This window comes from Chryseolinea sp. H1M3-3 (genome assembly GCF_029360725.1).
Taxonomy (GTDB): domain Bacteria; phylum Bacteroidota; class Bacteroidia; order Cytophagales; family Cyclobacteriaceae; genus Chryseolinea.
In genome coordinates, this window is the sequence record NZ_JARKMY010000001.1 from 1,099,705 (window position 1) to 1,126,457 (window position 26,753).

Here is a 26,753-nt window from a genome sequence, read left to right on the forward strand (position 1 = left end):
TATTTAACTATATTTTTATTTTAGAAGGTTCAGGAATACCAATTTCATCATTGACAGTTGATTGATGTCGAACCTTTTGTTTGGAAAGCACTTGCTTGTAGTCTTTTGGCATCACTTTGACAAATAACTCACAGGCTACAGCCCAATTTTCAATTACCCATTCAGCCGGATCACTGCCTGTATATTTGAAATGTTTTTCCACCATGGCTTTGACTTCCGCTTTGTCTTCTTCTTCCATGGTTTCCAGGTCCACCATATCCTTGTTGCAAAGCCTTTCCAATGCGTGTTCCGGATCAAATACGTAGGCAATACCACCGCTCATACCAGCCGCAAAGTTTCTCCCTGTTTTTCCAAGGATGACGACTCGTCCACCGGTCATGTATTCGCATGCATGGTCACCAACCCCTTCAACCACTGCTGTTACTCCGGAATTTCGAACACAGAATCTTTCCCCTGCTTGTCCACGGATATACGCTTCACCAGAAGTAGCACCATAAAAGGCTACATTACCAATGATAATATTATCCTCCGGTTTAAAACTTGCTTCCTTGTCGGAGTAGACAATCAATTTTCCTCCCGACAGACCCTTGCCGAAATAGTCATTCGCTTCTCCCTCCAGTTCGAATGTCACGCCCGGCGCTACAAATGCTCCAAAGCTTTGACCAGCCGAACCTTTAAACTGAAAATGAATGGTATCTGATGGCAATCCTTTCCCTTTATACTTTTTTGAAATTTCGTTTGACAGTAACGCACCCGTTGTCCGGTCGGTATTTCTGATGATAAATTTCTCGCGAACGGGCTCACCTTCGTCTAACGCCAGACGCGCGGCTTCCACCAATTTCCAGTCAAGTACTTTTTCAAGTTCGAAATCCTGATCAATCTGCTTGTATAAACCTACATGCTCGCGAACAGGCTCACGGAGCAATATTGGGGATAGATCCAATTTTTTAACTTTCCAATGGTCGATATCCTGACGGACACGCAACATGTCTGAACGACCTACCATTTCATTCACTGTCCTAAACCCAAGCTCAGCCATTACTTCTCGTAAATCTTCAGCGAGGAACCGGAAGAAGTTAACCACGTGATCAGGATCACCGGTAAACAGTTTGCGCAGATCTTCATCTTGCGTCGCAATTCCAACAGGACATGTATTCAAATGGCACTTACGCATCATAATACAACCTTCTACCACTAAGGCAGCCGTTGCTACGCCCCACTCTTCTGCGCCTAATAAAGTTGCTATCGCGATATCGCGCCCCGTACGGATTTGACCGTCCGTTTGCAGTACCACGCGACTGCGTAAATTATTCTTCACCAAAGTCTGATGTGCCTCAGCCAAACCCAGCTCCCATGGCAATCCGGCATGCCGAACAGAACTAATGGGTGATGCCCCGGTTCCACCATCACCTCCCGAAATAAGTATCGCATCTGCTTTCGCCTTTGCTACACCCGCTGCAACAGTTCCAACGCCAGCTTGCGATACAAGCTTAACATTTATACGTGCTTGCCGATTTGCATTCTTTAAATCATAAATCAATTGCGCCAAATCCTCGATAGAATAAATATCGTGATGAGGAGGAGGGGAGATCAAACCAACGCCCGGGGTAGAGTGCCTTACACGCCCAATCCACTCATCTACTTTATGCCCCGGCAACTGACCACCTTCGCCTGGCTTTGCACCCTGTGCCATTTTGATTTGTAACTCATCAGCATTGGCCAGGTAGTAACTTGTTACACCAAACCTTCCTGAAGCAACCTGCTTTATTGCGGAACGTTCCCAATCACCATTAGATTTTTTCTCGAAACGTACTTCGTCTTCGCCACCTTCCCCGCTATTGCTCTTGCCCCCTATGCGATTCATGGCAATGGCCAATGTGCTATGCGCTTCATGAGAAATAGAACCGAAAGACATCGCACCGGTAGCGAATCGTTTGAAAATCTCTTCAGCGGGTTCTACCTCGTTAATTGAAATCGGATTGCGTTTTTTAAATTCAAACAATCCGCGGAATGTTATTGTATCGCGCGTCTGATCGTTGATCTTATGCGCGTATTTTTTATAGATTTCGTAATTGTTGGTCTTTGTGGAATACTGTAACCAATGGATCACTTCAGGGCTAAACAAGTGTTTTTCACCACGTCTTTTCCATTGATAAATTCCACCCACCGGCAATTCTTTGCTCTCTAATTCAAAAGCCAGATGATGTCTTACCAACACCTCGCGGGCTAAGTCGTCAAATGACAGACCTTCGATACGGCTGATGGTACCTTTAAAACATTTTTCTACCACGTCACTTCCCAGTCCCAATGCTTCAAAAATTTGTGACGACTGGTAAGATTGCAACGTACTGATACCCATTTTGGACATCACCTTCAGCAATCCACTTCCAATTGCTTTCTGGTAATTTTCATATGCTTCTTCGTCCGTCAACCGCTTATAGAACAAATCATGTTTGTTCATAAAGTGAATGGTTTCGAGCGCCAGGTAAGGATTTACGGCACTCGCACCATAACCAATGATAGTAGCAAAATGGTGAACTTCCCATGCATCACCGGCTTCTACTACAAGTCCAGCCTGCGTACGAATTCGTTTTCCAACCAGGTATTGATGAACAGCGCCTACTGAAAGGAGCGAAGGTATTGGCGCGAATTCATCACTTATTTTCCTGTCGGATAAAATCAATATTCTTTTACCCGCACGCACAGCTTTTTCAGCTTCGGCACAAATTCTGTCAAGACTTTCTTCTAATCGGCCAGGTTGACCATCTGCTTTAAATACGCATTGAATAATGGCGCTTTCAAAACCCTGATCTTGTAAATGTTTGAATTTTTCAAGATCACTGTTTAGCAACACAGGTTGTGAAATATGGATTTGTCGTGTATGCTCAGGTGTTTCGTCCAGTACATTTAGGCTGGCTCCCACCCGCGTAAACAACGACATCACTAAGCGCTCCCTGATAGGATCTATCGGGGGGTTACTTACCTGGGCAAAATGTTGTTTGAAATAATTTGAAAGGTGGCGGCTTTCTTTCGATAAAACAGCTTGCGGAGAATCATCTCCCATTGAACCGATCGCCTCGTATCCTTTCTCGGCCATTGGTAAAATGAGCGTCTTTACATCTTCGCTAGTGTAACCATAGGCATTTTGCCGTTGAATCAGAGTTTTTTCATCAAAGTTACTCTCTACCCATTCTTGCTCAGGCTCAAGTCTAAGCTTTAAACGGTTTTGTATGATCCAGTTGTAATATGATTTGCCCTCGTAAACGGCACGTTTTACTTTTTCATCGTCTAATACCTTGCCCAACTCAAGGTCCACCATTAGCATTTTGCCTGGGGTAATGCGACCTTTTTCCAATACGTCTTTGGGATCGATAGGCAATGCACCCGCTTCCGAAGCTGCGATGACACGTCCGGAACGGGTAATGCAATATCTTAACGGGCGAAGGCCGTTTCTATCCAACGTGGCACCTATGCGACATCCATCGGTGAAGACAAGTGCAGCGGGCCCATCCCATGGTTCCATCATGGACGCATGGTATTTGTAGAATGCCTTGCGGTGCGGATCCATCAATTTATTATCCTGCCACGCCTCGGGTACCAGCATCATTAATACATGTGGAAGTGACCGGCCGGACAACACCAGCATTTCAACTAAAGCATCCAGGTTCGCCGAATCCGATCCATCGGGACTTGTAATGGGAAGCAGCATTTTTAACTCTTCATCTGTAAAGTATGTAGATTTAAAAAGCGCCTCCTTAGATTTCATCTTATTTACGTTACCACGAATGGTGTTGATTTCACCATTGTGCGCGATGTAACGGAATGGCTGGGCTAACTTCCAGTTCGGAAATGTATTGGTTGAAAAACGACTGTGCACTAATGCCAACGCCGTTTTCAATCTTGGATCCTGAAGATCATAAAAATATTCGCGGAGCTGTTCGGTACGAAGTTGTCCTTTATAAACAATGGTCCGCGCCGAAAAACTGGTAATATAGAATTCGTTGTTGCTGCCCTTTACATCACGGCTAATGACGTGAGAGGTATGATTTCGTAGCACAAACAATTTTCGTTCGAAAGCATTGCCTGTTATAGACTCATCTTTTGATCTTACAAAGACCTGTTCGATCACTGGCTCTACTTCTACGGCACCAGGACCAGGAACACTATGGTCTACTGGAACAACTCGGTATCCCAAAAGCTCAAGGCCTAACTCTTTAATATTTTTGCGCAATACCTCGCGGCACGCATTCATCACTTTCTTGTCGCGGGGAAAAAATACCATTCCCACGCCGTAACTTCCCGCTGCTGGTAGTTTAAAACCTAAACGGTTGCACTCCTCGTCAAAAAATTCATAGGGCAGCTGGATTAAGACTCCTGCTCCATCACCGGTTTTTGGGCTGCTGCCTTTTCCTCCACGATGCTCCATGTTCTCGAGCATCGATAACGCGTCACGCAGGTTTTGATTGGTTTTTGTACCATTGATATTGGCAACAAAGCCGATACCGCAGGCATCATGTTCCAGTTCAGGGGTATACAAACCACGTCTGGTTTTTTCTTTCATCGTCTGGTCGGTTTTAAGTACTACAAAAAATCTCCACTTAGGGCAAAATGGAGTTTTGAATTTACGGAAGAAACAGAAGGAAATTCTGTTAAAGTTTGGATAGACCCCAATTTTTTGAATCTTTTTACAAATGAATCCGAAGGCTTTAAATATTAAAAAGTGGTAACGATTGCATAATTGCGGATTTTAAAAATTTTAAAAAAGAGCGAAAACGATTGATATATTTTTAAAACCCTCAGGTGCCTTTTATATTATCCACATTTTTTCCACAGTTAATTTCAAAAAAGATAAAATCACATTTTCACCGCCCTTACCATTTCCTTTTTTCCCGGAGGCCCCGGGAGCGTTTCTACCGTCATGCCCAAGCTTTTTAAATCCCTTTTAAGTTGCCCTTTAGCACAATAAGTGGCTAACGTCCCACCACGCTTCATCAATCCGAAGATCTTTTCCAGCACTGGCAGCTCCCAGAGTTCAGGTTGTTTCGATGGAGCAAAGGCATCGTAATAAATGAGGTCGAAAAAGTTAATCGGCAATCTCGCGTCCTGAATTGAGTCGCAAATTTTTAAGAGAGTAAAATAGTTACTTATCAGTTGATCCTTACCCCACGACGCATGGTGAATTTCCCTGTATTCGTCAGCCAAATCCAAAGTAGTCGGATAGTTTAGTGCAGACCAAATATCTTCCGGCAAAGGATATAATTCGATTGTTGTAAAATGAATATTTTGCTGATGCTTCACTGCATGTTGCAAAGTAAGCAATGCGTTTAAGCCGGTTCCAAAACCTACTTCCAAAATACGAAGTGGCACATCGCGGTCCTGGCTTACGAATTCAAGTCCTTTTTTTATAAAAACATGCAGGGACTCTTGTAATGCACCATGAACGGAATGGTAGCTCTCTTTCAGGGTTTCGTTTAAAAGTGAGTGCGACCCATCAGACGTCGTAATAATTTTAAGTGACACTAGTCCTTCTGGATTAAAGCTACTGCATAGGAGCATACACCTTCTTCGCGCCCAACGTAACCGAGATTTTCATTGGTAGTTGCTTTGATAGATACGTCCTCCTCCGAAATATTCATCAGTGGTGCCAGCACCTTTTTCATCTCCTGTATATGGGGATTCACTTTGGGTTTTTCCAAGCAGACCGTACAATCGACGTTGCTAATTTTCCAGCCCTTTTCTTCAACCATCCGGGTAACTTCTTTTAAGAAGTATTTGCTATCCATGCCTTTCCAACGGTTGTCGGTATTGGCAAAATGAAAACCAATATCCCGGAGGTTAGCAGCACCTAATAGGGCATCACAGATAGCATGAATTAAAACGTCTGCATCAGAGTGTCCAACAGCACCTTTTTTAGCTTCCGGCAGTTCAATTCCCCCCAGATAAAAGTTCCTGCCTTCCTCCAATTGATGAACGTCGAACCCCATGCCTACACGCACTTTCATTGATATTAATTTTTTTGTGCCTGATAATATAAAACACTGGCATTTTCTTCCCTGAAAATCTGGTTCGATACGCGATTAATATCCACGGCTGTAACGCCTTCAATTTTTTTTGCTTCTGTATTCACTAGGTTAGCATCCCCAGAAAGTTTGGCAAATGCCAGATTCATCGCCCGGTTAATCACTTCAACTTCACTAAATTCCAACATAGACTCGGCTTGATTTTTTACTTTAGAAAGCTCTTCATCAATCGTTCCGTTTCTCCTGAGTTCCTCAATTACTTTTTCAACTTCTTCTTCAGCGATAGGCAATTCTATACCATCCGTCAAACGGCCACTGACCACCAATAATCCTGGGTCTAACGTACCCATAACGAATGACGAGATCGAGGTAAAAATCTCTTTTTCCTTAACAAGCTTTTGAAAGAGCCTGCTGGATTGACCCCTTCCAAGAAGATCACTCAATAAATCGATGGCATAATAATCCTCATGAAATCGGCCGGGCATGTGCCATGCTTTATAAAATGCATTCGCAGGTACATTGGCTTTTACTTCCAAAAATCTTTTTTTGTTTTGCGGCGGTTCTAATGGCAAGCTGCGTTGTTTTTTGCCTCGGGGAATCGGACCAAACCATTTTTCAGAAAGCGCTTTAATTTGTCCCACGGTTACATTACCAGCGACGACAAGGATTGCATTGTCAGGCACATAATGTTTGAAAAAAAACGCGCGTACATCTTCCATGGTAGCATTTTCAATGTGGCTGATCTCTTTTCCAATAGTCGCCCACTGGTAGGGATGCACCTGATAGGCTAATGGTCGTAGCTTTAGCCAGACATCACCATAAGGCTGATTGAGATAACGTTGCTTAAACTCTTCAATCACTACCTTTCGTTGAACCTCCAGCACCTTTGGATCAAACGACAAGCTCATCATACGATCACTTTCCAGCCAAAAACCTGTTTCAATATTAGAGGCTGGTAAAGTCAGGTAATAGTTCGTTATATCCGTATTCGTAAAGGCATTGTTCTCTCCACCCACCCGTTGAAGGGGCTCATCGTAATTGGGTATATTTTGCGACCCCCCAAACATTAAATGCTCGAATAAATGGGCAAATCCTGTCTTTTCGGCATGTTCGTCCCGAGATCCAACATCGTACAAAATGTTCATCACCGCTATTTGGACGGTCGGATCTTCGTGAACAATCACTCGCAGACCATTCTCAAGTTCAAATTCCTTAAATGCTACCATAATGGTCCAAAAATAACAAACCTTCCGATCCTTTCCCTTTTATAGGGTAAAGTCTTCAAAATAACCCTTCATTTCGTTGATCAAAAAGCGCACTCCAAAAACTCGTTTAACTTTGTTACGATTCTTTACTATGGACTTCGATCGAAAAAATTATTCCGACACCGTACTAAAAAATTTGTACGCTGCTCTTCTTAAGCCCAGAATGATAGAAGAGAAGATGTTGATATTGCTCAGGCAGAACAAAATTAGCAAGTGGTTTAGCGGCATAGGACAGGAGGCTATATCGGTGGGTGTAACGCTTGCCCTGGATAAAGACGAATACATATTGCCCATGCACCGTAACCTGGGCGTCTTTACCGGACGGGACATGCCCTTTGAAAGATTATTCGCGCAATGGCAAGGTACAATGTACGGATATACAAAAGGCCGCGACCGCTCTTTCCATTTCGGGACACACGATCATCACATCGTAGGAATGATTTCACATCTCGGGCCGCAGAACGGCGTTGCAGACGGGATTGCGCTGGCTTGTAAATTAAAAGGTGAGGAAAAAATCACCGTAGTATTTAATGGTGATGGAGGAACAAGTGAAGGCGATTTTCACGAAGCTGTGAATGTGGCCGCTGTGTGGGATCTTCCCGTAATTTTTATCGTTGAGAATAACGGTTATGGACTATCAACGCCAAGTCAGGAACAGTTCAGATGCAAAAGCTTTGCCGACAAAGCGATCGGCTATGGTATTGATGGATTAAGTATTGATGGAAATAATGTGCTTGAGGTGTATGACACAATAACTACGCTGGCAACAAGCCTTCGTAAAAATCCACGGGCTATATTGCTAGAGTGCCGAACTTTCCGCATGCGCGGTCATGAAGAAGCATCCGGGACAAAATATGTTCCTAAAGCGTTGATGGATGAATGGGGCAAGAGAGATCCAATCGATAACTACGAACGCTTTTTGTCAGAAGAAGGAATTATTGACGACTCATACATTCACGATCTTAAAAACCAATTCAAAAAAGAAATTGAAGAAGGACTTGCGCATGCGATGGAAGACGACCAACCGATTCCTGACACGACACAAGAGTTCAAGGATGTTTATGCTCCCTTCAACCAGGTTGTTGTTCATCCCTCCTCCGAGAAAAAATCAGAGAAAAGATATATAGATGCAATCTCCGATGGCTTGAGACAAAGCATGGAACGATTTGATCATCTTGTATTGATGGGCCAAGACATCGCAGAATATGGAGGCGTCTTTAAAATCACAGAAGGGTTCGTCAAGCAATTTGGTAAAGATCGTGTTCGAAATACTCCTTTGTGTGAGTCCGCTATAGTTGGTGCAGGCCTTGGTCTTTCTATCAAGGGAATGAAGTCTATGGTCGAAATGCAGTTTGCAGATTTTGTAACAGAAGGATTTAACCAAATTGTAAACAACCTCGCGAAATCACATTGGCGTTGGGGGCAAAATGCAGATGTGGTGATTCGAATGCCGACTGGCGCTGGAACCGCTGCAGGACCTTTTCACTCACAAAGTAATGAAGCTTGGTTTTTTCACACGCCTGGATTAAAAATTGTATATCCGTCAAATCCTTTTGATGCAAAGGGACTTTTATGTTCAGCGTTGGAAGATCCAAACCCGGTGATGTATTTCGAACATAAATTTTTGTACCGATCGCTGAAAGAAATGATTCCCGATGATTATTACACGATTGAAATTGGGAAAGCGAAACTCGTGCAGGAAGGAACACAACTCTGCATAATAACCTATGGGCTAGGGGTACATTGGGCTAAAGAAGTTATTGCTGAAATGCCTGAGGCAAGTATCGCGATCTTAGACTTGAGAACGCTTCTTCCTTGGGATCAAGAAACCGTTTTTGAATTCGTTAAAAAAACGAATCGCATTTTAATTCTTCATGAGGATACGCTAACCGGGGGAATTGGCGCCGAAATCAGCGCTTGGATAAACGAAAATTGCTTCGTTTATCTTGATGCACCTGTTTCCCGAGTCGCGGCACTCGATACGCCGATACCCTTTGCAAGCACCCTGGAACAAAATTATCTGCCCAAAGGGCGCCTAAAAGCAAAGATTCAAACGCTGCTAAAATTTTAATTATTGGCAAAAGAAAGCCGTTAATCGAGCGTTTACCCTAAGAACGGTACATGAAAGCCCCAAAAAGGCAAATTTTACTTATCTTACCCTGTTTCTAATGCCATTTTTTGAACGCTAAGAATACCAATAGAATGCATTTTTATTCCAGGACATTTAAGGTCATTGGTTTTTTGCTGCTCCTATTGTTGTTTGCCCTTCCTTCCTTTTCTCAAAATACAAAGGGTGATAGGCCAGCCAGCCAGCGAGAAGGCCGGGTTAAATCGCCTTCGAAAAAAACAGGACAAAAGAGGAAACCTGGTAAAAGGATATCCGCACGGAAGCAGTCGGTTGCCAGCAATGCCGGAAATTATACTCCGCGGAGACGAGCCAAAGGGGGAGAAAGATCCGGGAGGCCTATTCGTCCTATAGCCGGTACAAAGCCAAAAAATACCCAGAACGCGTGGAAGGGCGATATTGCGGGTTACAAAATCCGCGCTAAGTCAGCTTCTGCACGAAATAAAAATGTTTATCCGCAGTATGGCCGTTATTCTCACAATCCGTCCCGTCGACCCAAATCAAATCAAAATGCTGTTTCTAACCGAAGCACGCTAGCGCGATTAAAGAAAATTCAAACGCCGGCAAGTGCACGGAAGGTGTATCCACAGGAAGGACGTTACGTGAATAATCCGTCAAAAACTCCAAGGTCAACCCAAAATGCAGTTTCAAATCGCGGCACTTTGGCGAGGGTAAAAAAACTTCAAAGTTCACCGCCAAGAATTTTCCGAAAGAGTATTAATGTGTATGCCAATTTCCCACGGCCAAAACGTAAAGTAGAGAAAGCTTACGAGGGAGATATTTCAGGAAGGCCTTTAAGAAAAAAGAATTTTGAAACACCGCGCGCTGGTGTGGTAACCCCAACCTTTAAGCCTTATCATGGCCGCGGAAAGATGGGTGATAAACCTTACGGTGGTCAACCATTGGGTGGCTATCGCTCAGCAACAAAACAAAGGCAACAAGCCTGGCAAGGCGATCTTGCCGGCAGGAGAATTAGGGGACGTAATTTCTCCAGCAAAAAATCAATTGAAGGTACACCTATTTTACCCACGCGAAAGAACAGAGATCGATTCGGTGACCGGGCATATTCCGGAAAGGCCGGCTGGTTTAAATCAGCATCCCGTTCAGGTGAAACAAGACCTGGCTTACAGCCGCTTCCACGACGGAATCCTGGTATGGGGGCCGATGGGATAAACTTCCAAGGAAAAATTAAACGGAAGCCGCCTATGAAGGGAGGAGGCAGCATCAGCGGTAGAACCTGGAATAATGAGGGGCGTCCATTAGAAAGTCGAACGCCAAAGGGTGCGGCCGTGGCACTTTATCAGGGCAATCTCAAAGCCAAACGGCTTCAAAAAGGTGGTGGAAGTGTGAGTGGGAAACTTTGGAATAATAAGGAAGCTCCAATTCCGGGTAAAACATATTCGCAGGATGCAAAAAAAGTTGGCGGGTACCCGGGACGTAACAGAATGTTCGATTTACATCCTGGGTTTGCAGATCAAGGTGAACGCTTTACGGGTTATATCAAGCTGAAAAAGTTCAAAAAGAATTATGTGCAAAACCAATACGCCGCTGAGGAATCCATTAAAAAGAAACGCCAGGATAAACGGGCTTTTGAAGCTGAAGGCTTGCAGGTTAAAGTTCAGCGAAGAAAGTATGTGGACAATAAAAATACTGCAGACGATGCCCTAAAGAAACTCCAGCCTTCTAAAGCCGATGCACAGGCAGGAGAATTGCAGGCGAGATTAAAGCAGAAGGAATATGGTAAGAAGCCGCATGCTGCAGAAGGGTCGCTTCCTGGAATAAAACCATCAAAAACTTCTGTCAAGGCGAGCGAATATGCACGCGGTGTTAAACGAACCTGGAACTACGTAAGGAACCCAAGCAGTGCTGACGAAGCTTTGAAAACCCGGGAACCCAGCAAAGCTTTTGCTCGCTCTTCTGCATATCAGGGAAATATAAAAATGCAAAAGTTCAAATTGTTTGAACGGAATAACGAATTTCATCCAGACACCAAATTCATAAAAACAAACAAAAACAACGTGTCTGAAGAAAAGGACATGTTGACGAACTTTAAACTATGGTGGGCACGTTTATTTAAAAAACAAGATACCCAACCTGATCATTTAAAAGAGAAAGGGAAGAAACCCCGCTACGATAAAGGTGAAGATGGAATGTGGTACGAATAAGAATTTATGAAGTGGAGTGAACTTAAATCAATTGGTCAGATCGATCAGATCAGGGAGGAGTCGAAACAAAGCCCGATTCTTATCTTTAAATATAGTTCGAGATGTTCGATTAGCCGTATGGCCTTAGATCGTCTCGAAAGAAACTGGATTGAAGGTGAAATGATAGGCGTAAAGCCCTATTTTCTCGATTTAATAACCTATCGCGAAATCTCAAACCGCATTGCTCACGTTTTTAATGTTGAACATGAATCACCCCAAGTACTTATTATAGAAAACGAAAAAGCTATCTATGATCAGTCCCACATGGCCATAGATTATCAAAGTATCAAAGAAATAGTCCATACTTAAGGACTATCTCTGAGAAAAATAGTTCTACCCTGGCGGCATGTTGAATAACTTTGGACTTAATATTTGTGTTAGAAAATTAATATTCTAAATTTATTGTAAAGATTGGCTTTTGGAATGCAGCGCCTCGAGAAGTTATTAATCCCCACCTTTTGTTTTGTTTTCCTGGTTTCGGGCGCTTTTGCTCAAACGCAAGACAGCTATGAGTATCAGTCGGAATTCATTTGGGGCGTCAATAAAAACACTTCCGGAGGTTTGATCGGGGGACTTGTATTTAAAAAAGCCCGCAAATTAAATGACCGGGTCCTCGAGACTTTTGGATTGGAGCTCATGAATGTTAAACACCCTCAAGAGGTGCGTCGAAGTTCATCAAGGACTGGTAACTTCTTTATTTATGGCAAGTCTAATTACCTCTATGCGGTTCGGTTGCAGTACGGCCGCGACTTAATCTTATTTAAAAAAGCGCCCCAACAAGGGGCAGAAATAAAAGGCGTTTTTGCTGTGGGGCCTACTATTGGCGTAGTTGCACCATATTATGTGGAATACTTTCCAAACAACAATGATATGGTAAGCGTGAGAACGCAATACAATCCCTCTATCGGCATAGGCGATATTGGCGGAACCGGCAGGGTGTTTGAGGGGTTAGGAGAATCGAAGATTGTACCCGGCGCGAATGTTAAGGCAGCACTGAATTTTGAACTAGGCACAATCAAGAGTCAAGTAACAGGTTTTGAAGCTGGATTTTTGTTGGACGTCTATACCAAAAAAATTGAAATAGTGCCGACCAGTAAGAATTATTCAGTGTATCCCACCCTCTTCTTGACACTTTTTTACGGAAACCGGAAATAGCCGGCAAAAAATTTTATTAAAAGTGTGACCTTTCTTTATATTTGACATTCTAATTGTTAAAAATACTTAACCTATGGAACCGAAGAAGACTGACAAAGCGGACCTTACCAAAAAATCATTCTTGTTTTTCACTATTGGTATGGTGGCCAGCTTACTACTTGCTATCATGGCGTTCTCTTATCGTGTATATGATGATACTTCTGTAAAAGATTTAGGCGATAAGGACGCTGTTGAGGAAGAAATTTTAGAAGTACCGCCAACGGAGCAATTACCTCCTCCTCCTCCAAAAATTCAGCAACCTCAAATCATTGAAGTTCCTGATGAAAAGAAGATTGAAGAGGAAATAGAAATTAATATGGATACCGAGGTAACGGAAGAAACCAAGGTTGAAGAAATTAAAATTCAGCCCGTTGAAGAAGAAAAAGAAGATCCAAATCAGGTTTTCCTTGTGGTTGAAGAAACCGCAGCTCCTATCGGAGGCATGCCTGCATTTTATGAGTTTGTTAGTAAGAAATTAAAATATCCTGCTCAAGCTCGAAGAATGGGTATAGAAGGAAAGGTTTTCGTTGAATTCGTTATTGAAAAAGACGGAAGCATTACGGATGTAAAGGCAATTAAAGGTATTGGCGCCGGATGTGATGAAGAAGCTGTCCGTGTATTGCAATCAGCTCCAAAATGGAAGCCAGGAAAACAAAGAGGTAAACCAGTTAGACAAAGAATGGTTCTTCCCATTTCTTTCAAACTTGGATAAAAGTAGCCCAGAAAATTTATACTAGCCCCTAAGAAATTAGGGGCTTTTTATTTTAAAAGAAATCCCAACACCAATCCTCCAACAATAATGAGTGGGGATGGTATCTTAGTAAAAGTTAGCAAACCAAAGGTTACAATTGTGAAGGCAAAATTCAGAAATGTATTGGCCAGGGGTTGAAACAAAATTACGGCAGAAGCCAATACTAACCCTGAACTTGCAGCAGTTATTCCCTCTAACGATGCGCGTACGGCACGGTATTTTTTTAGACTATCCCAAAATCGAATAACAAAGAAAATAAGAAAAGTGCCTGGAAGAAAAATTCCTAGGGCAGACATTAGCGCGCCGATAATTTCACCACCGGTACCATAATCACGCATGGATAACGCTCCTATATATGCACTGAAGGCAAATACAGGGCCGGGCAATGCTTGGACCACAGCATATCCCGACAAAAATTCGTTATGCGATGTAGGATGATGGAGGGGTTTGGGTGCGTATTTCTGTTTGATCTTCGCTTTCAACTTCGAAGCCTTATTTACATCTTCGCCATCCTGAACCTCTACAAATTCCGTGTAGAGCAACGGTGCGAGTACTTGCCCTCCGCCGAAAACCAGGCTACCATTCCGATAAAAATTTTCAAATAACTTAACGGGTAATGACTTGGTAGCCGCGCCTAAAATTGCCGCGAAAATTAGCACATTGATCCAAAGCAAGAAATTTGCCCACGGCACCACAACCTTTTGTTTTTCTTCCTTCGGTTGATTTTTATATTTAAGCGCGGTGACTAACCCTGCCCCCAACAAAATGAGCGGAAAAATAAAAGGAGTCTGGAAGAGATAGGATGTTGCAGCGGCAACTATCAAGATAGCCAAGCCTGTCTTCGTTCGGATAGTTTTTAAACTAATCGTGTAAGCTCCATAACTTACAAATCCCACCGCCATCGGCTGAATAAAACGCGTGAAATCAGTTGACCAGTTTTTTTGCTGAATACTAGCCATGATCATGGCTGCAATCATCATAACTGTAACTGCTGGGAGTATCCAGACCAACAATGTTAAATAAGCGAGGTTGGGCCCGCCTATCTTGAACCCAATAGCAGTTAAGGTCTGTGTTGACGCAGGGCCTGGAAGAATTTGACACAATGAGTTGATCTCCATTAGTTCATCCTCCGTCAAATATTTTCTTTTGTCAACAAGAAGTTTATTAAAATACGCCAGGTGAGCTTGGGGGCCTCCGAATGCAGTCAAAGCTAGCGTGAGTATATCCCGAAGAAATACATGATATTTCACGCGTTGGATTACTATCGGCGTACGGCTATCTCGAACCAAAAGTTATTTTTTTAAACCAATTTCACGAAGGCGTTGATCTAGAAATTCGCCAGCATTAATATCCTCCCAAAGCTTTGGATATTCGGGAGTGACACAACCGGGCAATGCAGCTAAGCTCATCTCTGATCTCGGATGCATAAAAAAAGGAATGGAGTAACGTGGTGTGTTCATCAATTCTCTCGGCGGGTTGACCACGCGATGTATTGTCGATTTTAATTTTTTGTTGGTAAGGCGCTCCAACATGTCTCCGACATTTACAACAAGTTGGTCAGGCAAAGCAGTAATTGGAATCCATTTGCTATCCCTTCTTAAGACCTGAAGGCCGTCTGCACTCGCACCCATTAACAAAGTTATGAGATTTATATCGCCATGTTCTGCTGCGCGTACAGCATCCGCAGGAACAGCCATCGGATTTTCAATTGGGAAATAATGAATCGGTCTGAGAATACTATTACCATTTTTGATTTTGTCGTCGAAATACGTTTCTGGTAAATCGAGATACAAAGCGATAGCACGTAACATCTGTGTTCCTGTCGCCTCTAATGCTTTGTAAACGTCCAATGCAGCCGATTTGAATTCGGGGACTTCGGTTGGCCACACATTTGGAGGATATCCTTCTTTTTTTAACTCGTCAGGCGGCAGCTCTTGGCCAACATGATAAAATTCTTTTAAGTCACCTGTGTTTCTCCCTTTAGCATGCTCCTTGCCTTTGCTAGTATAACCCCGCTGGCCGGCTATGTCACCGAGTTCATATTTCTTCTTGATATCATCCGGCAACGAAAAAAATTTTTTGATAGCATCATAAAGGCGATGCTGCAACTCCGATGTGAGAAAATGATTTTTGATAGCGACAAATCCGATATTATTATATGCTTCACCAAGCGTTTTGACAAACTTTTGCTTCCTTGACGCGTTTCCCTTATAAAAATCATCCAAATCAAGGGAAGGGATAATATCATATAATATCTCTTGCATAGTTCAGGTCATTTATGAAGCTTCCGCAAGCTAAATATTTTTAAGTAATTTTACTTTAATCAAAACCACCCCAGTATATGAAGACTTCAAGGAGAAAATTTATTGAAACCAGCTTCAAAGCGTCCGCAATAGCTATAGGATCGCCCATTATTGGGGCGGCTGCTTTACGTCCAACAACAGGGTCTCCAACTGCCGCACTTCAATTCTCTCAGGTTGCATTACCTTATGGTTATAACGCATTAGAACCGTCCATTGACGCCATGACAATGGATATTCATTATAACAAACATCATACGGCGTATATCAAAAATGTCAATGAAGCCATTGCCGCAGATAAGATTTCATTCGCTTCTGAACAAGATTTCTTCAAAAACGCTTCTAAACTTTCTGCGAAAGCAAAAAATAACGGTGGGGGTGCCTGGAATCACAATTTTTTCTGGCAAGTAATGCATCCATCCAGTGAAAGTAAGGCACCTGCGGGCAAGTTATCAGATGCGATAAACGGCTCGTTCGGCTCCTTTGAAAAATTTAAAGAGCAATTTACACAGGCCGCAATGACTCGGTTTGGGTCGGGATGGGCTTGGCTTGTGAATGACAATGGTAAATTAAAAATCGGATCAACACCCAATCAGGATAATCCATTAATGGATACCAGTGAGATTAAAGGAACACCAATTCTTGGTATCGATGTCTGGGAGCATGCATACTATTTAAAGTACCAGAATAAGCGCAATGAATATGTGGCTAACTGGTGGAATGTGGTGCACTGGGACGAGGTTGCTAAACGATTAGCTTAAGCGTTTAACGCTCAAAGAATTTCCCGAAGCACTTGTATCGACTTCATTTCTCCAAGGTTATCCATGTGATCAGCATAAAACTTGAGTAACAATTCAAGGATCTCTCGTCTTTGATTGTTATGAATCAACACGGTTTCTGTGTAATCAGATTTCAAAAGTTTTTCAAGAATTTGCTCAATGTCAACACTTGTCATCCTGGTGCCCAGTAGCTCATTCACATTATAGACTCCAAATCCTAAAAAGCGACTCAGCCTCAAGAGAAAACGCAAGTGAAAGTTCTCCGTTTGCTCACTCATTTCATCGAGGGTAATAAAAGAGCGGATGAGAAACTGACAAAGTTCCTGCGCGTGACTCTCGTCCTTAATTGTTTTATTGATCACCTCAGCAATAAACATCATCAAGGCTGATTTTTTTATGTCTGTCGAAATTGTACGGTAAGGGTATAGGCATTTCACTTCCTTAATACGATTGATATTTGCATGTTCGCGATGGTATACAACAAGATCGAGTAAGGTTAGCGGCTGGAATAATGCGATTTTGCTCTTTGCTGATTTGCTACGGACGCCATTAACGATATAACTTCGTAAGCCGAACATTTCAGTAAATAATGTAACGATGATAGAGGTCTCACCATATTTTGTAAATCGAAACACAACCCCAGTCGTCTTATGCAGCATGGATGAAAGTTACAAATTAGCGTTGAGAATGAATGCGCGTCATGTCGTGGGAGACTATTCACCGACAGCAATCTTTTCCACAACATTTTCACTTGTTGTAAAACTAACAAGTATACCGCCCGGTGAGACGTGACGTGAATCCCGAACGATTTTGCCAGAACTGCGCAGGGGATTTAACTACCCCATCCGTTGTATGCCATTCAGTCCGACCGGCGATTTATGTCCAGGCGGGTTCAAAAAAATGTAACTCCCTTTTCAAATTATTTCAAGCTAAGCTCCAATACTTTTAATTTGAATCATTTTTTGCGCTTCATCATCCCTTCGTTGAAAGCTCTCCTGCTTCTGGCTTCATACTCTTTCTTTTCCCCTAACAATACCTGCGATTCGTGGTGTGTTAGTCGAAATGAAAACGATGCAAGTTCGCCGGTTTGGGCGCAGATCGCATGAACTTTTGTTACAAACTCGGCAACAGCGAGCAGATAAGGCATTGGTCCAAAGGGTTTACCTTCATAATCCATATCCAGGCCGGCCACAATAATCCGCTTCCCCTGGTTTGCTAAGGCGTTACACACTTCAACAATCGATTCATCAAAAAATTGTGCTTCATCAATCCCTACTACATCGCAATCTCCAGCAAGCAAGAAGATATCATTGGCAAAATTTACCGGCGTCGACCGGATGGAGGTATCGTCATGCGACACGATTTGCTCGTGATGGTAACGTTTATCGAGCACTGGTTTAAAGATTTCAACCCGCTGTTTTGCAATAATCGCCCGGTTGAGCCTGCGGATAAGCTCTTCAGTCTTTCCGGAAAACATACATCCGGAAATAACCTCAATCCAGCCAGTGCGCTCTCGCCCTAACCTGGAGCCGATATGTGGTTCAATAAACATGAACTAAATTTAGAAGTTAGAATGCAATTGTGTCGTATGAAACGACAAAAAGCATGTATCATATTTAAAGTGTTTATTGCAGGAGTTGTGAGGGAAGATAAAAAATTTGTCAGATCAATACTTTTTAATACACGGCAACCCGACGATTGGCTGTTTACATTCTTGAATATCCATTAACTTTACTCTTTGTTAAGACCATACCCTCATGGACGAAAAGATAAGTCTTGAATCGATCTCCAGATATAGTGATGCATACGCTGAAAAGGTGTTAAAAACATTTTTTTCCTCAAAAGATAAAATCACAGGTCCGGAAATTTTGTCCCTTAGCAACATTCAACAGGTAAATCTTTTTGTTGTGAGAGACCTTTTCAAAAGCTGGAAGGACGAAACACAGAAATTGAAAAGCCCATACTTTAATTATGAGAGTCCGGACGTTAAAGAAGCATTTCAATCCTTAATGGATACGCTATCAAACAACATTGCCATCAATAAAGATAATTTTTCACCTCTCTTTAAAAATGCGGTTAATCAGACGTTAATGGCCGTCTTTGATCCTTACGATTTTTTCTCCATGATCATATCGGGTAAAAACAATAGGCTAGAGGTTGCGTCATTTCAAGAGGAGATGAAGTACATTAAAGTTAATAAGGGGCCTCTGGACAGATTATTGCAGAAATTAATAGAAAAAGGTGTTTCCGAAATTTCCGGCAACGAAGCTTTTGCCATTCTGGATCAGATACTCGAGGAAGTCAACTTTAACCCTGAAGATGTTGATTCTTATTTGGAAAAATTTTCAGCAATAGTGCCCCTGGACGCTAACAAATTCTATGTTGAAAAGAGCCCAATAAACGAACCGCCGCCCCCACCCCCCGTTCAAAAGGTTCAACCTCAAGCAGCTGAGCCAGCAAAATCTAATCAGACAGCGCCACCGAAAAATGCTTCAATAAACGACAGTTTGACCAAGCCGTCAAAGGCAACCTTAGCGGATAATTTTCAAAGGATTGCCAAAATTAAAGACAGCTTGACAATCAATCAGAAATTTATGTTCACGAAGGTTTTATTCCATGGCGACTTTGAGTTATTCAGCAAAGCCATAGACCACCTTGACCGCCAGGATAATATGAAAGGTGCTATGCGTTATCTCGAACAAGAACACGCCTCGACCTGGGATCGTGATAGCGAAGAGTTTCATGAATTCATGGAACTGGTGGAAAAGAGATTTGGCAACTGATACTGAATACTTTCCTTTTTTTGCAATTACATTCTTTGCAATACCTGCGAACGGTGAATATCCAGCTTTAGCAGGATGAACAACAGGATTGTAAAACCCCATAAGCCTGATCCTCCATAGCTAAAGAATGGCAAAGGAATGCCTATTACCGGGAAAAGACCAATAGTCATACCGATGTTAATTGCAAAGTGGAAGAAAAAAATGCACGCGACGGAATAGCCGTATACTCTAGCGAATCTATTTTTTTGTCGCTCCGCTAAAAAAATTATTCTGAGCATAAGTCCTATAAATAGAGCCATGGTAAACAAGCTACCTAGCCAACCATGTTCTTCGCCAATAGTGCAAAAGATAAAGTCGGTACTTTGTTCAGGCACGAAGTCAAACTTGGTTTGAGTTCCCTTTAGAAATCCTTTACCCGTAAAGCCCCCACTTCCAATAGCAATTTTGGATTGTGTTACATTCCATCCAAAACCTAAAGGGTCAGCGTCGGGATTAATTAAAGCTTTTACCCGGTTTTGTTGATGCGGCTTTAAAACATTGTTAACGACATAATCAACGCTGACAATGACACTACAAATCAGCAATGCGCCAGCCGAGAGGAAAGCTATGCGCTTCCATTTTTTCTTACCCAACATAATAGCGGCTACGAGTATCACACCGATAGCCGTAAAAAGATAATACTCATTAACGAGCAGGGTAAGTATAAAGATAATGGCTGCCACCACGCCCATAATGATTAATAATGGCGACATACCTTCTCTGAAAAACACAAGGGTAAACACAGTGAAGACCAGTGCTGTACCAGTATCTTTCTGCAACAAAATCAATACCATGGGTATGCCGATCATCACAAAAAGTATAACCTGATTTCTCATTTGATCCATTTTAAATCCAACGGATCCCATATACTTTGCCACCGCAAGCGCTGTCGCGAACTTGGCAAACTCAGATGGCTGCACACCAAATGAACCGATGCCCAACCAGGCTTTGTTACCTCCGACCTCTTTACCGATGATAGGCACCAAAAGCAATAAGAACATAATGAACCCGTAAATCACGTAGGCAAAGGTTTCATAAAACCGCATGTCCATGATCAGAATACCCATAATGATAATTGTTCCTCCTGCTATGAAAAGAAGCTGGCGGCCAGAGTTTATCTGAAGACTGAAAATGGATAGATTCGCAGACTGGTCATAAGTGACAGCATAAATATTTAACCAACCCAGGAATACGATGGAGGCATATAATGCCACCGTCACCCAGTCCATTTTGTACGATATGATTTCTTGATTTCTCACGGGGCTTAGTTCAAAAATTTTCCGCGCAATACATATTCTTCAATTTGTGGTCGCTTTGTGGCGCCATATAAATATTTTTCAATCATCAACGTTGCAATTGATGCAGCAGCGCGCGCGCCTTGACCGCCATACTCAACATAGACAGAAACGGCGATCTTCGGATTCTCTTTAGGAGCAAAAGCGATGAAGACGGAATGATCTGGCCTCGGTTCATTTTGTACCGATCCCGTCTTACCACATACCACGATGTCTTGAAGTTTACCACGATAAGATCCAGTACCAGATTCCACCACCTGTTGCATGGCATCGGCAGCTACCCGGAAGTGCGACGAATCAATCGTGGTATAATGTTTTTCCATATACTTTGGCAACGGCTTCCCGGTTTCGCCCACCGCCTTTACTAAGTGCGGGATGATATAATACCCTTTATTCGCTATCGTCGCTGCAAAGTTTGCCATTTGTAATGGAACGACGAGATTCTCTCCTTCGCCAATCGCAATCGAATATATATTTGAGAATTTCCATGGCCTGCCACCATACGCCCTGTCGTAATATGCCGGGCTGGGAACTAGTCCACCTTTTTCATTCGGCAAGTCTATTCCCAACGGTTTGCCTAATCCAAAGCTCCGAATGTGTTTGTTCCATTCTTCCAAACCAATTCGAGTATCATCAAAGGGGTTATTGGATACCCCTTTATTCAGCATTCTCCGGAGCGCAGCATGAAAGTAAGGATTACAGGAGTGCGTGATTGCGCCCCGAAGGTCTTCATTGGAGTGAGGTCCATGGCAATTGATAATCGAACGGTCACAACGAAAACGAGTCTCAGGCGTAATAACTTTTTCCTGAAGCGCCACCATGGCCTGAGCAATTTTAAAAATTGAACCCGGCCGATATTGTGCCATCAACGGCCGATTGAAAAGCGGCTTATTGGTATCATTACTAATAAGGACATAATTGGAGCTATAATTCTTTCCTGTTAATAAGTTCGGGTCGTAGGTCGGGCCTGAAACCATTGCCAGAATCTCACCGCTTGACGGTTCTATGGCGATAATACTTCCTGCCTTACCGTTCAATAAGTATTCACCGTATTCCTGTAGGTCGAGGTCAAGCGTAGTTGTAATGTCTTGACCGGGAATTGAAAGGGTATCTATCGCGCCATTTTTGAAAGACCCTTTTTCAACTCCGTCTACATTCCGAAGTTTAAAGCGTACACCACGCTGTCCCCGCAAAAACTCTTCATAATATGCTTCAATGCCGCTTTGACCAATGTAGTCGCCTTGTTTATAGATGCCAGTTTTATCCCGTTCTAATTGTCCTTTCGATATTTCACTGACGTATCCGATAGCATTTGCGCCCGCCTTTGCTGTGTACGCTCGTGTGCTTCTGGCCTGAATATAAAACCCTGGGAACTCATCTATATTGTCTTGAATTTTTGCGAAGTCAAGGGTAGAAAGTTTCGTTAGAAAAATGGTCGGCTTTACGGAAGAATACTCTCTTCTTGCTTTTAACTCCTTAAAGAGCAAGCGAAGTTCCTCGGGCGTCTTTGAGAAAACCTCACAAAATCTCGCGCTGTCAAAACTTTTGACTTCTTTATGAATGATGTTTAAATCAAATTCTGGGGTGTTGTAAACAATCAGTTTGCCGTTTCGATCCTTTATCAATCCCCGAACGGGGTAGTCCACTTCCGCGCGGATGGCATTGCTGTCCGCCAATTGTTTGTAACGGCTATCGACTACCTGTATAAAAAAAAGTTTTATCAGGAAGACTACGCCAACCAGTACAAAGACAATTTGAATAATTTCTCTTCTTCCCTCATTCATAATAATCGTCGAATAAGTTTTTTAAATAGGAAAGTAACGACCAAGCTCTTCGTCAATCAAAAAATTTAGAATCCCAGTCTGTTTATCTTGGCCTTCGGCTGGGAAACAAAAACTGCGCAATTAAAATTACCAATACCGTAAAAAAAGTGCTAGTAATTATTTTCCAGACTGTGAACCAAAACATTCCGAAACCACCAGCTTCCATAAAAAATAAAACTGTATGATGTAGCAAAACCAGCGGTGTCGCGTAAATCAAAAACCATTGCAATCCATTCAGCGATAAAGAAGGTGTAGAACTGCTATCATATCCGCCTTGCGGCGTTAAATTATTTAGCCAATAGTTACGTACATACATGATCAGCACACAGGCAAAAGCATGTAATCCTAAACTATCATAGAACATATCAACGGCCAGCCCCATACCAAGGCCTATTGCCATTAGAGCCAGCGGATTGGTTTCAACGGGCAGCACAAGCAAATATGCCACATATAAAAAACAAAACGCCGTGTGAAACAATACGACATTCTGAAGAATCAACACCTGGTATAACAGGTAAATAAAGAAGGCAATAATTTGTACGACACTAATCCGGCTCATTTGTCAACGTTGATTATGGCCTGTTCTAAAGAATCCTGTTCATGCTTCAAATTACTTTTCACAATCGTTACAAAGGAGAGCTTCCGAAAATCCTGACTGAGTTTCACTTTTAAGTCATAAAATAAAGCCTCATCGCGCAGGTTTACTTCAGCAATCGTTCCGATCATAATACCATCTGGAAAAATTGAATAACCCGATGTTTCAACTGTATCCCCCACAGCAGGTTTAACGTGTCTCGGCATGTATTTGAATTGCACGATATCAGGGTCGAGCCCATCCCATTGAACGGTGCCAAAATGTTCTGTTCGTTTCAGGCGCGCGGAAACCATTACATCGATATGTAACAACGATGTGACTACCGCAAAGTGCTCGGAAACTTGTTTTACCTTGCCAACAGCTCCTAACGGACTGATTACTGCCATGCCTGGCATCAGACCTTTGTCAGAACCTTTGTCAATGGTAATATAGTTTTTGAAAAAATCTACATGGTTGTTTACCACTTTTGCGCTTTCAAATTCATATTGATTAAGCAGCACTGAATCGCGGATGGCAACCGTTGTATCACCTGCGGCGATGTATTGCAGTTGCTGATTGATTTTGTATTTCAAAGCAGCATTCTCTTCCGCCAGCATTTGATTCACTTGCCTTAACTGAAAGTAGTCTCTTACGCCTTGAGAAAAGTTATTCATGGTTGCCACAATTCCGTTGGAGGAATTAAAAAATTTGGCACCCTGGTATTGGTTATTCGTCACAATAAGCCAAGCACAAGTTAATTCTAGCGCTAAGAAAGTAAAGAAAGCCCGGTTTTGATATACAAAAAGAAAGAGCCTCTCCATGGCTTACGTCATCAACACAGCTCGATATTTTGCAATATTCTTTAAGGTTTGACCCGTTCCTCTAACAACAGCACGAAGCGGATCATCGGCAACATGAAGCGGTAATTTTGTTTTCAATGCTAACCGTTTGTCCAATCCTCTTAAGAGAGCACCTCCGCCGGTCAGGTAAATACCACGTTCATAAATATCTGCAGACAATTCTGGAGGAGACGTTTCCAACGCTTTCAACACTGCCTCTTCCAGTTTGGAAACAGATTTATCTAACGCAAAAGCAATTTCAGAGTATGATATTTTAATTGTCTTGGGAATACCTGTCATAAGGTCTCTTCCACGGATTTCATAATCTTCTGGTCCGTCATCAAGCTCCGTCAATGCAGAACCAACTTCAATCTTAACTCGTTCGGCAGATCTTTCACCGATAAGCAGATTATGTTGCCTGCGCATATAATCAAGAATGTCTCGGTTAAAGGTATCTCCGGCAACACGGATGGACTGGTCGCATACAATTCCAGAAAGTGCTATCACAGCGATGTCTGTAGTACCGCCGCCGATATCTACGATCATGCTTCCGATAGGTTGCTCAATGTCAATACCTGTTCCGATAGCAGCGGCAATCGGTTCATAGATCATGTATACTTCTTTAGCGCCAGCATGTTCTGCCGAATCGCGAACGGCACGCTTTTCAACTTCCGTAATTCCTGAAGGGATACAGATAACCATTCGATACGAAGGTGGGAAAAGGCGTTTACCTGTATCAATCATTTTAATCAATCCACGGATCATCATTTCCGCTGCCTGGAAATCGGCAATGACTCCTTCTTTCAAAGGACGAATTGTTTTTATATGATCGTGGGTCTTCTCGTGCATCTGCATCGCTTCCCGACCGATAGCAAGCACTTTGTTGTTTACTTTATCAAGAGCGATAATGGAAGGTTCATCGACCACGATTTTATCTTTGTAGATGATGAGGGTATTTGCCGTTCCTAAGTCAATCGCGATGTCGCTGGTGAAGAAATCAAAAAATGCCATGTATATTAATGTTGCCTAAAGTTTAAAAATTGTTGTGAGTTTAACGTAGAAGAGAACCGCTTGTAAAGTTGCATCTAATTTACCAAAATATCGACTATCGCTTAAAAAATGTAAGTTTTTTGGCACCTTAGAATATTTAGTTCCATCCTCATCTTTCTTCGATGCGATCAACAATCGCGAAGTGATGTTGCCTTTCTCCAACTTAAACTTAATGCTTAAAATGACGCGTGCCTGTAAAGACCATCGACATATTATGCTGATCACAGAAGTTTATTGAGTCTTGATCCTTAACTGAACCACCCGGTTGAATAACAGCAACTACTCCGTGTTGGCTTGCAATTTCAACACAATCCGGAAAAGGAAAAAATGCATCTGATGCCATCACTGATCCTTGCAAGGAAAACCCGAAAGCAGCGGCCTTTTCGATCGCTTGCTTCAGTGCATCGACGCGTGAAGTCTGCCCAACACCACTGGCGATCAGCTGACCTTCATTCGCTAAAATGATTGTATTTGATTTCGTATGCTTACAAATCTTGCTGGCGAATAACAATGCATTGATCTCCGAAGCACTCGGAGCTTTCTTAGTAACTACTTTAAGATCTTCTTTCACGTCCGTTTTCAGATCAAGATCTTGTTCAATAATTCCATTTAAGATGGTCTTTGATTGCTTAGTCTCTGTAACCTTACCTTTCTGCAATAAGAGCATTCTATTCTTTTTTCCTTTCAATAAAGCAAGGGCATCCTCTGCGTACGATGGTGCGATCAGAATTTCAAAAAACAATTTATTGATCTCTTCTGCTGCTGAAAGATCAATAGGTCTGTTCGTCGCTAAAACTCCGCCGAATGCTGAAATGGTATCAGCTTGAAAAGCTTTGAGGTATGCCTCTTTAACACTTCCGCCTGTGGCCACACCACAAGCGTTGGTATGTTTAATGATCACGAAAGCAGTTTCATTATCAAACTCCTTTAACAAGCTAATGGTGGCATCAACATCGACAAGATTATTGTACGATAATTCTTTGCCGTTCAATTGTTCGAACAATCCATCCAGGTCACCATAGTAAATTCCCTGCTGATGGGGGTTCTCTCCATAACGTAAGGTTCTTCCTCGTTGTATACTTTTTTTGAAACTGGGGATCTGAAATTCCTGGTTGAAGTAATTGAAGATAGTCGAATCATAATGCGATGTAACATCGAACGCCATTGCTGCAAATTTTTTACGATCATAGACATCGGTTGAGCAATTTTTGTTTTCAAGCAGTTGAAAGACTTCTTCGTATTGATTTCGGGATGCGACAATAAGGACATCGTTAAAGTTCTTGGCTGCTGCGCGTATCAGCGAGATGCCTCCGATGTCAATCTTCTCAATTATATCTTCTTCTGATCCGCCCTTCAATACCGTCTCCTCAAAAGGATAGAGATCAACGATAACGAGGTCGATAGGGGCCACGTTAAATTCCTTTGCCTGTTTCAAATCCCCCTCATCCTGACGTCGGTATAGAATTCCCCCAAAAACCGCAGGATGTAAAGTTTTCACTCTGCCTCCAAAAATAGAAGGGAAGCCCGTTAGTTGTTCAACAGGAGTGACCGTAAAACCCAATTTTTCAATAAACTCCTGAGTACCCCCCGTGGATACAAACTCCACCCCATGCTTTCCTAATAACTGAATAATTGGTTCAAGCTTGTCTTTATAAAAAACGGAAATTAATGCGCGGGAGATCTTACAAGTAGACATAATGGTGGTTAGATAT

General features: G+C 42.4%; 21 protein-coding genes. 7 read left to right on the forward strand and 14 right to left on the reverse strand.

Translation table 11 applies throughout. The annotated features are described in order from the left end of the window. Positions 1–7: 7 nt before the first annotated feature. The 4 genes from gltB to P2W71_RS04715 all read right to left on the reverse strand — a co-directional run bounded on the left by gltB (position 8) and on the right by P2W71_RS04715 (position 7,246). A complete protein-coding gene (gene gltB / locus P2W71_RS04700; protein WP_276367711.1) occupies positions 8–4,561 on the reverse strand; it encodes a glutamate synthase large subunit in 4,554 nt (1,517 codons plus the stop codon). A 293-nt stretch (positions 4,562–4,854) separates the two neighbouring features. Then, the gene (gene mnmD, locus P2W71_RS04705; RefSeq protein ID WP_276367714.1) at positions 4,855–5,520 is read right to left on the reverse strand and encodes a tRNA (5-methylaminomethyl-2-thiouridine)(34)-methyltransferase MnmD; all 666 of its coding nucleotides are present in this window, start codon (positions 5,518–5,520) and stop codon (positions 4,855–4,857) included. After that, positions 5,520–6,002, reverse strand: coding sequence for a 2-C-methyl-D-erythritol 2,4-cyclodiphosphate synthase (gene ispF / locus P2W71_RS04710; protein WP_276367716.1), 483 nt, complete (start codon positions 6,000–6,002; stop codon positions 5,520–5,522). Before ispF ends, mnmD begins: the two co-directional genes overlap by 1 nt. Positions 6,003–6,007: 5 nt before the next feature. Next, positions 6,008–7,246 (reverse strand): pitrilysin family protein, encoded by a 1,239-nt coding sequence (locus tag P2W71_RS04715; RefSeq protein WP_276367719.1) that lies wholly within the window; start codon positions 7,244–7,246, stop codon positions 6,008–6,010. 130 nt (positions 7,247–7,376) lie between these two features. Here P2W71_RS04715 and P2W71_RS04720 point away from each other — a divergent pair, with 130 nt between their 5' ends. From P2W71_RS04720 to P2W71_RS04740, 5 genes are all read left to right on the forward strand, one after another. Next, the gene (locus tag P2W71_RS04720; RefSeq protein ID WP_276367721.1) at positions 7,377–9,356 is read left to right on the forward strand and encodes a dehydrogenase E1 component subunit alpha/beta; all 1,980 of its coding nucleotides are present in this window, start codon (positions 7,377–7,379) and stop codon (positions 9,354–9,356) included. Positions 9,357–9,463: 107 nt separating this feature from the next. After that, positions 9,464–11,575, forward strand: coding sequence for a hypothetical protein (locus tag P2W71_RS04725; RefSeq protein ID WP_276367723.1), 2,112 nt, complete (start codon positions 9,464–9,466; stop codon positions 11,573–11,575). 6 nt (positions 11,576–11,581) lie between these two features. Beyond that, a complete protein-coding gene (gene ytxJ / locus P2W71_RS04730) occupies positions 11,582–11,923 on the forward strand; it encodes a bacillithiol system redox-active protein YtxJ (RefSeq protein ID WP_276367726.1) in 342 nt (113 codons plus the stop codon). A gap of 114 nt (positions 11,924–12,037) precedes the next feature. Further along, positions 12,038–12,769 carry a hypothetical protein gene (locus tag P2W71_RS04735; RefSeq protein ID WP_276367729.1) on the forward strand — a complete coding sequence of 244 codons (732 nt, stop codon included), beginning with the start codon at positions 12,038–12,040 and terminating at the stop codon, positions 12,767–12,769. A 73-nt stretch (positions 12,770–12,842) separates the two neighbouring features. Beyond that, on the forward strand, positions 12,843–13,520 hold the full coding sequence (locus P2W71_RS04740) for an energy transducer TonB (protein WP_276367732.1): 678 nt from the start codon (positions 12,843–12,845) through the stop codon (positions 13,518–13,520). 47 nt (positions 13,521–13,567) lie between these two features. Here the strand turns inward: P2W71_RS04740 and P2W71_RS04745 are convergent, their stop codons facing one another. Together P2W71_RS04745 and P2W71_RS04750 are read right to left on the reverse strand one after the other, a co-directional pair. Beyond that, positions 13,568–14,848, reverse strand: a complete 1,281-nt coding sequence (locus P2W71_RS04745) for a chromate transporter (protein WP_276367734.1) — start codon at positions 14,846–14,848, stop codon at positions 13,568–13,570. Positions 14,849–14,851: 3 nt separating this feature from the next. After that, complete coding sequence (locus P2W71_RS04750) at positions 14,852–15,823, reverse strand: 2-oxoglutarate and iron-dependent oxygenase domain-containing protein (RefSeq protein WP_276367737.1); 972 nt, start codon at positions 15,821–15,823, stop codon at positions 14,852–14,854. Positions 15,824–15,900: 77 nt separating this feature from the next. Between P2W71_RS04750 and P2W71_RS04755 the strand changes: the two genes are divergently transcribed. Continuing rightward, the gene (locus tag P2W71_RS04755; protein WP_276367740.1) at positions 15,901–16,620 is read left to right on the forward strand and encodes a Fe-Mn family superoxide dismutase; all 720 of its coding nucleotides are present in this window, start codon (positions 15,901–15,903) and stop codon (positions 16,618–16,620) included. Positions 16,621–16,631: 11 nt separating this feature from the next. On the opposite strand, the gene recO is transcribed toward P2W71_RS04755, so the two are convergent. Then, a complete protein-coding gene (gene recO, locus P2W71_RS04760; protein ID WP_276367743.1) occupies positions 16,632–17,297 on the reverse strand; it encodes a DNA repair protein RecO in 666 nt (221 codons plus the stop codon). A 296-nt stretch (positions 17,298–17,593) separates the two neighbouring features. Then, positions 17,594–18,190: a thymidine kinase gene (locus P2W71_RS04765; RefSeq protein ID WP_276367745.1), complete on the reverse strand. Its 597-nt coding sequence runs from the start codon at positions 18,188–18,190 to the stop codon at positions 17,594–17,596. A 205-nt stretch (positions 18,191–18,395) separates the two neighbouring features. On the opposite strand from P2W71_RS04765, the gene P2W71_RS04770 reads away from it, so the two are divergent. Next, entirely contained in the window at positions 18,396–19,421 is a 1,026-nt protein-coding gene (locus P2W71_RS04770) for a hypothetical protein (protein ID WP_276367748.1), read from the forward strand. A gap of 26 nt (positions 19,422–19,447) precedes the next feature. Here P2W71_RS04770 and rodA read toward each other — a convergent pair whose 3' ends face one another. From rodA to purH, 6 genes are all read right to left on the reverse strand, one after another. Then, entirely contained in the window at positions 19,448–20,719 is a 1,272-nt protein-coding gene (gene rodA / locus P2W71_RS04775) for a rod shape-determining protein RodA (protein ID WP_276367751.1), read from the reverse strand. A 5-nt stretch (positions 20,720–20,724) separates the two neighbouring features. Continuing rightward, the gene (gene mrdA, locus P2W71_RS04780) at positions 20,725–22,539 is read right to left on the reverse strand and encodes a penicillin-binding protein 2 (protein ID WP_276367753.1); all 1,815 of its coding nucleotides are present in this window, start codon (positions 22,537–22,539) and stop codon (positions 20,725–20,727) included. Positions 22,540–22,621: 82 nt separating this feature from the next. Beyond that, complete coding sequence (locus tag P2W71_RS04785; protein ID WP_276367757.1) at positions 22,622–23,137, reverse strand: Rod shape-determining protein MreD; 516 nt, start codon at positions 23,135–23,137, stop codon at positions 22,622–22,624. Beyond that, positions 23,134–23,973, reverse strand: coding sequence for a rod shape-determining protein MreC (gene mreC / locus P2W71_RS04790; RefSeq protein ID WP_276367760.1), 840 nt, complete (start codon positions 23,971–23,973; stop codon positions 23,134–23,136). Before mreC ends, P2W71_RS04785 begins: the two co-directional genes overlap by 4 nt. 3 nt (positions 23,974–23,976) lie before the next feature. Next, on the reverse strand, positions 23,977–25,002 hold the full coding sequence (locus P2W71_RS04795; protein WP_276367762.1) for a rod shape-determining protein: 1,026 nt from the start codon (positions 25,000–25,002) through the stop codon (positions 23,977–23,979). Positions 25,003–25,210: 208 nt separating this feature from the next. After that, positions 25,211–26,737: a bifunctional phosphoribosylaminoimidazolecarboxamide formyltransferase/IMP cyclohydrolase gene (gene purH, locus P2W71_RS04800; RefSeq protein ID WP_276367766.1), complete on the reverse strand. Its 1,527-nt coding sequence runs from the start codon at positions 26,735–26,737 to the stop codon at positions 25,211–25,213. Positions 26,738–26,753 lie beyond the last annotated feature (16 nt).